At 41.5% G+C, this 11,491-nt stretch carries 11 protein-coding genes; all 11 read left to right on the top strand.

The annotated features are described in order from the left end of the window. Positions 1 to 216: 216 nt before the first annotated feature. From purE to purD, 11 genes are read left to right on the top strand one after another with little or no spacing between them, the layout of a single operon-like run. Complete coding sequence (purE, locus tag CD122_RS08065; RefSeq protein ID WP_103358480.1) at positions 217 to 699, top strand: 5-(carboxyamino)imidazole ribonucleotide mutase; 483 nt, start codon at positions 217 to 219, stop codon at positions 697 to 699. Then, complete coding sequence (purK, locus tag CD122_RS08060) at positions 686 to 1,813, top strand: 5-(carboxyamino)imidazole ribonucleotide synthase (RefSeq protein WP_103358479.1); 1,128 nt, start codon at positions 686 to 688, stop codon at positions 1,811 to 1,813. Before purE ends, purK begins: the two co-directional genes overlap by 14 nt. 1 nt (position 1,814) lies before the next feature. Continuing rightward, on the top strand, positions 1,815 to 2,516 hold the full coding sequence (gene purC, locus CD122_RS08055; RefSeq protein WP_103358478.1) for a phosphoribosylaminoimidazolesuccinocarboxamide synthase: 702 nt from the start codon (positions 1,815 to 1,817) through the stop codon (positions 2,514 to 2,516). Between the two features lie 3 nt (positions 2,517 to 2,519). After that, complete coding sequence (gene purS / locus CD122_RS08050) at positions 2,520 to 2,780, top strand: phosphoribosylformylglycinamidine synthase subunit PurS (RefSeq protein WP_044361354.1); 261 nt, start codon at positions 2,520 to 2,522, stop codon at positions 2,778 to 2,780. A gap of 1 nt (position 2,781) precedes the next feature. Next, positions 2,782 to 3,453, top strand: a complete 672-nt coding sequence (purQ, locus tag CD122_RS08045) for a phosphoribosylformylglycinamidine synthase I (RefSeq protein WP_103358477.1) — start codon at positions 2,782 to 2,784, stop codon at positions 3,451 to 3,453. Continuing rightward, entirely contained in the window at positions 3,446 to 5,635 is a 2,190-nt protein-coding gene (purL, locus tag CD122_RS08040) for a phosphoribosylformylglycinamidine synthase subunit PurL (RefSeq protein WP_103358476.1), read from the top strand. Before purQ ends, purL begins: the two co-directional genes overlap by 8 nt. Further along, positions 5,614 to 7,035: an amidophosphoribosyltransferase gene (gene purF, locus CD122_RS08035; RefSeq protein ID WP_103358475.1), complete on the top strand. Its 1,422-nt coding sequence runs from the start codon at positions 5,614 to 5,616 to the stop codon at positions 7,033 to 7,035. Before purL ends, purF begins: the two co-directional genes overlap by 22 nt. A gap of 3 nt (positions 7,036 to 7,038) precedes the next feature. Then, positions 7,039 to 8,067, top strand: coding sequence for a phosphoribosylformylglycinamidine cyclo-ligase (gene purM / locus CD122_RS08030; protein WP_103358474.1), 1,029 nt, complete (start codon positions 7,039 to 7,041; stop codon positions 8,065 to 8,067). A 2-nt stretch (positions 8,068 to 8,069) separates the two neighbouring features. Continuing rightward, positions 8,070 to 8,636 carry a phosphoribosylglycinamide formyltransferase gene (gene purN, locus CD122_RS08025; RefSeq protein ID WP_103358473.1) on the top strand — a complete coding sequence of 189 codons (567 nt, stop codon included), beginning with the start codon at positions 8,070 to 8,072 and terminating at the stop codon, positions 8,634 to 8,636. A gap of 15 nt (positions 8,637 to 8,651) precedes the next feature. Next, a complete protein-coding gene (gene purH / locus CD122_RS08020; RefSeq protein WP_103358472.1) occupies positions 8,652 to 10,130 on the top strand; it encodes a bifunctional phosphoribosylaminoimidazolecarboxamide formyltransferase/IMP cyclohydrolase in 1,479 nt (492 codons plus the stop codon). A gap of 15 nt (positions 10,131 to 10,145) precedes the next feature. Continuing rightward, positions 10,146 to 11,390, top strand: a complete 1,245-nt coding sequence (gene purD, locus CD122_RS08015) for a phosphoribosylamine--glycine ligase (protein WP_103358471.1) — start codon at positions 10,146 to 10,148, stop codon at positions 11,388 to 11,390. Positions 11,391 to 11,491 lie beyond the last annotated feature (101 nt).

Here is an 11,491-nt window from a genome sequence, read left to right as displayed (position 1 = left end):
ACTCATGACAAAAAAGCCTCCTTTGAATAATTCGAACTTTATAACTATATTATCACGTTTTCTCGCCGAATAAACGAACGAAATACGAAATATATTTAAATTTTTAATGATAAAGTTCGATTTTTACATTGAAAAAAGCATTTAGTATTGTTATGCTATACCTGTAATATACAACTAATACGATTCAGATTTCAAATTTTTGAAAGGGTGTTCATATTGAAAGTAGCTGTCATAATGGGAAGTTCTTCAGATTGGGACATCATGAAAGAAGCAAGTGATATGTTAGCGTCATTTGATATTCCGTACGATAAACAGGTTGTTTCAGCACATCGTACGCCACACATGATGGTCGAATTTGCGACGAAAGCACGTGAAAACGGCTATGCAGCGATTATTGCAGGTGCAGGAGGCGCGGCACACTTACCTGGTATGGTCGCTTCTATGACGACGTTACCGGTCATCGGTGTACCGATTGAGTCTAAAAGTTTAAAAGGGCTCGATTCGTTATTATCAATCGTCCAAATGCCAGGGGGGATTCCGGTCGCAACAACAGCAATTGGTAAAGCAGGTGCTAAAAATGCGGGTATCTTGGCTGCACGCATGATTGGTATGACGGACAAAGATGTACAACACAAACTCGAGGCTTATGAAGCATCACTTGTTGAGAAAGTGGAGGCGATGCAAGATGACCTACGATAAGTTGAAGATAGGTCAGACGATTGGCATTATCGGTGGTGGCCAACTTGGTAAGATGATGGCACAGTCAGCACAAAAGATGGGTTATCGCGTCGTTGTGTTAGACCCGGATGCTGAATGTCCATGTCAGTATGTTGCACATGAATTTATTCACGCCGCATATGACGATATGGCCGCATTGGAACGACTAGGTAACTTATCAGATGTTATTACGTATGAGTTTGAAAATATTGATGCACAACAGTTGAAAACATTAACTGCATCATACAATGTGCCACAAGGCAATCAAGCGATTACGTTGCTACAAGATCGCTTAACGGAAAAGAACGCACTACAACAAGCAGGTGTACACGTTGTACCGTTTCACCACGTACCAACTATTGAACAATTAGACGAAGCAATCTCAACATTAGGCTATCCATTAATGTTGAAAACACGTTTTGGTGGTTATGACGGTAAAGGGCAATTGCTCTTACGTTCGGATCAAGACTTAGAAGCAGCACGTGCGCTCGTTACGGCTCAAGAATGTGTAGCTGAACAGTTTTTATCGTTGGAACGTGAAGTGTCGTTAATAGCTACGGCAGGACAAAATGGACAGATTGTTTATTTTCCACTACAAGAGAATGAACACCGAGATCAAATCCTTTTCAAAACAATTGTGCCTGCACGTGTTGATCAAACAGCAGCCGCGCGTAAAGAGGTTGAAAAGATTACACAAGCGATTCATTTTATCGGCACATTTACTGTAGAGTTTTTTATTGATACAACGGGCAAACTTTATGTGAACGAAATAGCACCAAGACCACACAATTCAGGGCACTACTCAATTGAAGCGTGTGATTATTCACAATTTGATACACATATTTTAGCGGTAGCTGGTCATGATTTACCGTCAAATATTACGTTATTGAAGCCAGCTGTGATGATGAATTTACTTGGTAAGGACTTAGATATGTTGGAAGACCAGTTCGATACACATCCTGAATGGCATGTACATATCTACGGTAAAACATCACGCAAACCAGCGCGTAAAATGGGCCATATGACATTACTAACAGATGATGTAAATCAAACAGAACAAGACATGTTGTCACTATTTGAAGGGAGAGACGCTTAATATGAGTCTTTTATATGAAGGCAAGGCGAAACGCATTTATGATACGGATGAAGAAGGTATTGTGAGAATTGAATACAAGGATGAGGTAACTGCTGGAAATGGTGCGAAAAAAGATCAAATGGCTGGTAAAGGTCGTTTGAACAATCAAATTACAGCACGCATCTTTGATATATTGCGTGAACAAGGTGTTGACAGCCACTTTGTACGTCAACTTTCAGAAACAGAACAACTTGTTAAAACAGTCGATATTATTCCACTAGAAGTCGTTGTACGCAACATTGCAGCAGGCTCCATTACAAAACGACTCGGCTTTGACAAAGGGCATCAATTTGAACAACCACTTGTCGAGTTCTTTTACAAAAACGACGACTTAAATGACCCGCTTATTACAGATGATCATATTCAACTCCTGCACATTGCAACGGCAGAAGAGATTCAACAATTAAAAGCACAAGCATTACAAGTGAACGAAGCGTTAGTACAACTTATGGATCGCATGGGCATGTCACTCGTTGACTTTAAAATTGAATTTGGTAAAGACGCAACAGGTACGATTTTATTAGCAGACGAGATTTCCCCTGACACATGTCGTATTTGGGATAAAGAAACACAGGAAAACTTTGACAAAGATGTTTACCGTGAAGACACGGGATCACTGATTGAAGCATATCAAGCATTTTTAACAAAACTGGAGGCGCTATAAATTATGAAAACAATTGAATTACACATCACATTACAACCACAAGTATTGGATACACAAGGTCAAGCATTAACACGTGCTGTACACGACTTAGGATATGAACAAGTGAATGACATTCGTGTAGGTAAAGTGTTGTACATGACAGTGGACGAAGCGACTGATGAAGCGGTACACAATGTCGTGACAACTTTAAGTGAAAAGTTATTTGCGAACACAGTTATTGAAGAATATAGCTATCACGTTTTGGATGAAAAGGAGAATGCATAATATGAAATTCGCTGTCCTAAGATTCCCGGGATCAAACTGCGACAGAGATATGTTTAACGCAGCAATCAAAGCGGGAGTAGAAGCAGAATATGTTGATTATCGCGATACGTCTTTAGCAGGCTTTGACGGTGTACTGATTCCAGGTGGCTTCTCATTTGGCGACTACTTACGTTCAGGTGCAGTCGCAGCCGTGACACCCATTATTACTGAAGTGAAACGCTTGGCAGAAGAAGGAAAGCCTGTATTAGGTGTATGCAATGGCTTTCAAATTTTAACGGAAATCGGTCTATTACCAGGCGCGTTGTTGCATAACGACTCGCACCTATTTGTGAGTCGCAATGAGTCTCTTACAATTGTGAACAACGAGACACCATTTACGCGTTTATACGCAGAAGGTGAGACGGTCGTTTATCCAGTTGCTCATGGAGAAGGTCATTACTATTGTACAGACGATATTTATGACAAGTTAGTTGCGAACAATCAAATCATTTTGAAATATCAAGATAATCCGAACGGGTCACATGATGATATTGCTGGTATTGTCAATGAACGAGGGAATGTGTGCGGCATGATGCCACACCCGGAACGAGCTTTGGATCAAATACTTGGAACAGATAGTGGCGTGAAATTATTCGAATCTATGGTGAAAAGCTGGAGGGAACAAAATGCCTAAATTTTTAGAACCAACTGCTGAAGAAATCAAAGCAGAGAAACTATATCGTGATATGGGATTGAGCGATGCAGAATTTGATAAAGTACGAGAGATTTTAGGTAGAGAACCGAACTTCACAGAGACGGGTATTTTCTCTGTAATGTGGAGTGAGCATTGTTCATACAAGCATTCAAAGCCATTTTTGAAACAATTTCCAACTACAGGTGAACACGTGTTAATGGGGCCTGGTGAAGGTGCGGGTGTTGTTGATATTGGTGACAATCAAGCGGTTGTATTCAAAGTAGAATCGCACAACCATCCGTCTGCGATTGAGCCATACCAAGGTGCAGCAACAGGTGTTGGTGGTATTATTCGTGACATCGTATCCATTGGTGCACGTCCAATTAATTTATTGAATAGCTTGCGTTTCGGCGAGCTGACTGAGAAAACGAATCGTCGTTTATTACGCGGTGTTGTTGCGGGTATTGGCGGTTACGGTAACTGTATCGGTATCCCAACAACTGCGGGCGAAATCGAATTCGACGATCGCTATGATGGCAATCCACTTGTCAATGCAATGTGTGTTGGTGTGATTGACCACGATATGATTCAAAAAGGGTTAGCGCAAGGTGTCGGTAACTCAGTCATTTACGTTGGTCTAAAAACAGGTCGCGACGGCATTCATGGTGCAACATTCGCGTCAGAGGAATTAACGGAAGAAAGCGAAAGCAAACGTCCATCCGTACAAATCGGGGATCCATTTGTTGGTAAAAAGTTAATGGAAGCGACACTTGAAGCAATTACGTATGAAGAACTTGTCGGTATTCAAGACATGGGTGCTGCAGGTTTAACATCGTCATCATCAGAAATGGCGGCTAAAGGTGGTAGCGGTATTCATTTACAACTTGAAAAAGTCCCAGTACGTGAAGAAGGAATCTCACCTTATGAAATGATGTTATCTGAAACGCAAGAGCGTATGTTATTAGTTGTTAAAAAAGGAACGGAACAAAAGTTTTTAGATTTATTCGATAAGCACGAATTAGACAGTGCAGTCATTGGTGAAGTAACAGATACGGATCGTTTTGTTTTAACGTATGAAGGAGAAGTCTTTGCAGATATTCCTGTAAAACCATTAGATCATGAAGCGCCGGTATATGTACTTGAAGGAGAACCTTTAAAACATGACAAACCAGCGAATCACTATGATGATATTAATGTAGAAGATGTATTTGATCGTTTATTAACACATCCAACGATTGCATCGAAACGCTATTTATACAGTCAATACGATCAGCAAGTAGGTGCAAATACAATTGTTAAACCGGGACTTCAAGCGTCAGTTGTACGTGTTGAAGGGACGAATAAAGCGGTAGCGTCTACGATTGATGGCGAAGCACGCTACGTATTTAACGACCCATATGAAGGCGGAAAAATGGTCGTTGCAGAAGCGTATCGCAACTTAATTGCTGTCGGTGCGAAACCACTTGCAATGACAGACTGCTTGAACTACGGCTCTCCTGAGAAAAAACACATCTATCAACAATTAATCGATTCAACACGTGGTATGGCAGAAGCGTGTGACGTCCTTGAAACGCCTGTTGTCTCAGGTAACGTGTCACTTTATAACGAAACACGTACGTCTTCTATCTTCCCAACACCGGTTGTAGGTATGGTCGGTTTGATTGAAGACATCGACTACTTACGTGACTTCTCACCAAAAGCTGGCGATAAGTTGTATGTTGTAGGCGAAACGACAGATAGCTTTGGTGGTAGCCAAATTGAGAAATTATTATACGGTGATGTGAATCACGAAACGGAAACGGTGGACTTGTCACAAGAAGCGGCAAAAGGTGAAGCGATTTGTGAAGCAATTCGTCAAGGTGTGCTATCACACGCACAAACGGTTGGTAAAGGTGGCCTATTGATTACTTTGGCACGTATGAGCGCATTTTACGGCTTAGGTGTGGATGCCAAAGTTGATGTGACAAACGCACAACTGTTCAGCGAAACACAAGGCCGTTACGTAGTTGTAGTTAAAGAAGGCCAAACACTAGCGATAGACGGTGCAGTTGAAATCGGTACGTTCACAGATACGGATGATTTCAACGTAACAGCACAAAACACTACTATTCAACGTCGTACATCTGAATTGAAAGAAGCATGGGAAGGGGCAATCGAAGCATGTATGACATCCGTGGATTAAATGAAGAATGCGGTGTATTTGGCATTTGGAATCATCCGTACGCGGCACATTTGACATACTTAGCATTGCATAGTTTACAACATCGTGGGCAAGAAGGCGCAGGTATCGTGTGCTCTAACGGCAAGCAATTGTTCGGAGCACGTGGTATGGGTCTATTAACAGAAGCGATTTCAGATGAGCAATTGAAGTCGTTGGAAGGTTATCAAAGTGCGATTGGCCATGTGCGCTATGCGACAACAGGTGCAAGTGAAATTTCTAACGTGCAACCTTTTTTATTCAAGCATTCAAAAGGCGATTTAGGACTTGCGCATAATGGAAACTTAACGAATGCGCATCAAATCCGTCGTGCGATTGAGTCGGAAGGTGGCATTTTCCAAACGACAAGTGACTCGGAAGTATTAGCGCACTTGTTGATTAAAGGAAAAGCGAAGAGCATTAAAGCGAATCAAAAGGCGGCGTTGAATCAAGTGAAGGGGGCTTTCAGTTGCGTCATTTTGAATGAACAGCAATTGACAGCGACACGTGATAATTGTGGTGTACGCCCACTCATGTTAGGAAAAGTAGACGGTGCATATTGTGTTGCAAGTGAGACGTGTGCCTTTACAGCAATTGGTGCAGAATATATTCGTGATATTGAACCGGGCGAATTGATTACGTTCTCCGGTGACAATGACGTAGACTACGACACGTACACACCAGATATTCATCAACATATGTGTGCAATGGAATATATCTATTTTGCACGCCCGGACTCAGAATTTCAAAAACATTCCATTTATCAAGTGCGTAAAGCATTAGGACGTCAACTTGCGAAAGAAATGGGTGTTGAAGCAGATATCGTCATCGGTGTACCTGACTCATCATTACAAGCAGCGAAAGGTTTTTCTGAAGAGACAGGCATTCCGAATGAACAAGGTTTATTAAAAAATCGTTATATCGGACGTACATTTATTACACCGGATCAGAGTGTACGTGAAAGACAAGTACGGATGAAGCATTCGCCAATTCGTGACGTCATCGAAGGTAAAAGTGTGGTCGTTATTGACGATTCTATCGTGCGTGGTACGACGAGTAAATATATCGTTAAAGCATTGAAATCAGCAGGTGCGAGAGAGGTGCATATGGGCATTTCTTCGCCACCGTTAAAGAACCCATGCTACTACGGAATCGATGTATCAACACATGCAGAATTAATGGCAGCACAACATAGTGTTGAAACAATTCGAGACATGATTGGTGCAGATACATTAACGTATTTATCAGTTGAAGGCATGCATGATGTGTTCAAGCAATACGGTTCTAAAGGAGAATGTAATGCTTGCTTCACAGGCAATTATCCAATAGAAATTGTCGATCATTTATTACCAGAAGTTAAAGAAATGAAGAGAAGAGGAGTGTAGGCAATGGCTGAGTCATATAAACAAGCAGGTGTTGATATTGAAGCCGGTTATGAAGCGGTAAAACAAATGTCAAGTCATGTTGAGCGTACGATGCGCAAAGAAGTATTAGGTGGACTTGGAGGATTCGGAGCAACATTCGATCTGTCACAACTCAATATGACAGCGCCCGTTCTCGTATCAGGAACAGATGGTGTCGGGACAAAATTGAAACTTGCGATTGATCACGACAAACACGACACAATTGGTATTGATGCGGTTGCGATGTGTGTGAATGATATTTTGACAACAGGTGCCGAGCCACTTTACTTCTTAGATTATATTGCGACAAATAAAGTCGTACCTGAAGTGATTGCACAAATCGTCAAAGGAATTAGTGATGGGTGTGTTGAAACAAATACTGCACTCATCGGTGGCGAAACTGCAGAAATGGGCGAGATGTATCATGAAGGCGAATATGATGTTGCAGGATTTGCGGTAGGTGCTGTTGAAAAAGCGGACTACATTGACGGCTCAACGGTTGAAACTGGCGATGTCGTTATCGGTTTGGCTTCTCATGGTATTCATTCAAATGGCTTCAGCTTAGTGCGTCGTTTGATTGAACAATCAGGCATCGATGTACAAGCACAGTTCGATGAAGACAAGACATATCTTGAAACGTTCTTAACACCTACAGCATTATATGTGAAACCTGTATTGGCGGTTAAAGCGCAAGTGAAGATTAAAGCAATGACGCATATTACAGGCGGTGGTTTTTATGAAAATATTCCACGCGCATTACCAGAAGGAAAAACAGCAGTTATTGATACGACAGCCTTTCCAACACCGCCTATTTTTGACTGGTTACAAGAGACAGGTCAAATTGACTTAGATGAAATGTATCATATCTTTAATATGGGTATTGGTTATACATTAGTCGTAAGTCCTGAAGATGAAGCACGCGTACACGAAATTTTAAAAACAATGAATGTAGATGCCTATACAATCGGATCAATCACAGAAGAAGCAGCTGCCATTCGTTTAGTGGAGGCGTAAAAGTGGTTAAAATTGCAATTTTTGCATCAGGATCAGGGACGAACTTTGATAATATTATGCGCCGTGTAGCGGCTGGGCAATTAACGAACATCGAAGTGACTGCGTTATATACAGATCAACCAACAGCACCTTGCGTTCAGCTCGGTCAACAACATGGTCTGACAGTGCATACATTATCACCGAAATCTTATGTTGATAAAGCAGCTTATGAGCAAGATGTTTTGAGTAGATTACAGGCAGAACAAGTAGAATGGATTGTACTTGCAGGTTATATGCGCTTGATTGGAAATACATTACTAGATGTATATGAAGGCAAGATATTGAATATTCATCCGTCTCTTTTACCTAAATATAAAGGGATTGATGCGGTTGGACAGGCGTTAAATAACGGGGAGAACGAAACAGGCTCAACAGTACATTACGTTGATGCTGGCATGGACACAGGACAGATTATTGCACAACGAACTTGTCCGATTTATAAGGACGACACTAAGGCAACATTAGAAGATCGCATTAAAGCATTGGAATACGAATTGTATCCAGAAGTCATACAACAGATTATTCGATAAGGAGTTTGAAGTAGGATGAAAAAAGCGATATTAAGCGTTTCGGATAAAACGGGCATTGCAGCATTTGCTAAAGATTTAGTAGCAACGGGCTATGAATTATATTCAACAGGCGGTACATTCCGCGCCATTGAAGAAGCGGGTGTTCCAGTAGCATCTGTATCAGAACTTACACAGTTTGATGAAATTATGGACGGTCGTGTGAAAACATTGCATCCTGCTGTACACGGTGGGATTTTAGCAGATCGTGATAAACCAGAACATTTGGAACAATTAGCAGCACAAAATATTGACTTGATTGATATGGTTGTTGTGAACTTATATCCGTTTCAAGAGACGGTTAAAAAGCCTGACGTAACAGAGATGGACGCCATTGAAAATATTGATATTGGTGGACCAACGATGTTACGCGCAGCAGCAAAGAACTTTAAGCACGTTGTGACAATTGTTGATCCAGCAGACTATGATGAAGTGATTGCAAGATTACAACAAGATACGTTAGATGAAGCATATCGCAAAGCATTAATGGTCAAAGTTTTTAAACATACATTTGAATACGACCAAGCGATTACAAACTATTTTAGTGGCAATCAAGAGACGTTACGTTACGGTGAAAACCCACAACAATCCGCGTCATTTATTCGTACATCAACAGAGGCAAACACACTTGCTGGTGCGACACAACATCATGGTAAACAATTGAGCTACAACAATATTAAAGATGCAGATGCAGCACTAGCGTTAGTTAAGCAATTTGAAGGTCCAGCAGCAGTAGCAGTCAAACATATGAATCCATGTGGTGTCGGTATCGGTGAAACAATTCAACAAGCTTATTTAAATGCTTATGAGGCAGATAGCCAGTCTATTTTCGGTGGTATTGTAGCGTTGAACCGTCCAGTAACCAAAGCATTAGCTGAAGACTTGCATAGCATTTTCTTAGAAGTCATTATCGCGCCAATGTTCGAAGCAGAAGCATTGGAAGTCTTACAACAAAAGAAAAATATCCGCTTATTAGAAGTTGATATGTCACGTGATACAGATGAACAAGAATTTGTATCGGTGTCAGGTGGTTACCTTGTTCAAGATAAAGATACGTTTGACGTACCAAAAGCTGACATGAAAGTTGTGACAGACGTTGCACCAACAGACGCACAATGGGAAGCACTTTTATTAGGATGGAAAGTTGTAAAAGCGGTTAAAAGTAACGCGATTGTGTTAGCGAACAATAAACAAACAGTCGGTATCGGTGCGGGGCAAATGAATCGTGTTGGTTCAGCACAAATTGCGATTGAACGTGCGATCGAGATAAATGACAATGTCGTGCTTGCATCAGATGGTTTCTTCCCAATGGGTGATACTGTGGAAACGGCGGCAAAAGCAGGTATTAACGCCATTATTCAACCGGGTGGCTCGATTAAAGACCAAGATTCTATCGATATGGCAAATAAATATGGTATTGCAATGGTGACAACTGGTATGCGTCACTTTAAACACTAAGGGAGGCATCAACATATGAACGTATTAGTAATTGGTGGCGGCGGTCGTGAGCATGTCCTTGCCAAAAAGTTAAATGACTCACCACTCGTTGAACGTGTATTTGCGATTCCTGGTAACGATGCGATGACACATGTGGCTGAAGTCCATGGGGAAATTGCAGAATCAGACCATACAGAGATTGTCGCATTTGCGAAAGAACACGCTATTCAGTGGACGGTAATCGGTCCAGAACAACCTTTAACAGAAGGGCTGGCAGATCGCTTGCGTGAAGCGGGTGTCAAAGTATTTGGTCCGAACAAAGCAGCTGCTCAAATTGAAGGATCAAAGTCATTTGCGAAACAGTTGATGGCAAAATATGACATTCCGACAGCGGATTATCGAGAAATTGATGATAAATCCGAAGCGCTCGACTATGTTGCACAGTGTGACTTGCCAGTTGTGTTGAAAAAGGACGGCTTGGCAGCGGGGAAAGGTGTGATTATTGCTGAGACACGTGAAGCGGCGAAAGAAGCAGTCGAGACACTTTATCCTGAACAACATAGTAAAGTGGTATTCGAACAATTTTTACAAGGTGAAGAATTTTCGTTGATGACTTTTGTAAATGGTGACTACGCAGTGCCGTTTGATACGATTGCACAAGATCATAAACGTGCGTATGATAACGATGAAGGTCCAAACACAGGTGGTATGGGGGCGTATTGTCCTGTGCCACATATTGGACAAGATGTATTGGATGCGACGAATGAACAAATCGCACAACCTATCGCACGTGCGTTGAAAGCAGAAGGGTATGATTTCTTCGGCTTACTTTATATCGGTGCAATCTTGACATCAGAAGGCCCTAAAGTGATTGAGTTTAACGCCCGTTTTGGTGACCCAGAAGCACAAGTCTTATTGACACGTATGGAAAGCGACTTGATGGCACACATTCTACAATTGGAAGCACGTGAGCCGATTCATATGGTATGGAAAGATGAAGCAGTTGTAGGCGTAATGTTGGCATCTAAAGGCTATCCAAATGCGTATGACAAAGGGCATCGTGTTGCAGGATTTGAAAATGACCGTGAACATTATTTTGTAAGCGGCTTGAAGTATGACGGTGATCAATATGTGAATGTGGGTGGTCGTGTAATTCTAGCAATTGGTGAAGGAAAAGATATTGCAGAAGCGCAACAGGCGGCTTATCAACGTGTAGAGGCCATTGAAAGCGACAATTTATTTTATCGACAAGATATTGCGAACAAAGCACTTAAAGCCTAATAAAAAGGGGGCTGGGACATAATTCGTTCTAAGCCTCTTTTGTAAAAAGCCCTGATTAGATGTTAAAAAACATTTAATCAGGGCTTTGTCATGGATATTAG

The organism is Staphylococcus rostri, assembly GCF_002902145.1.
Classification (GTDB): Bacteria; Bacillota; Bacilli; order Staphylococcales; family Staphylococcaceae; genus Staphylococcus; species Staphylococcus rostri.
Note: the sequence above shows the minus strand (reverse complement) of the source record. Positions and strands in the feature narration are given on the sequence as shown.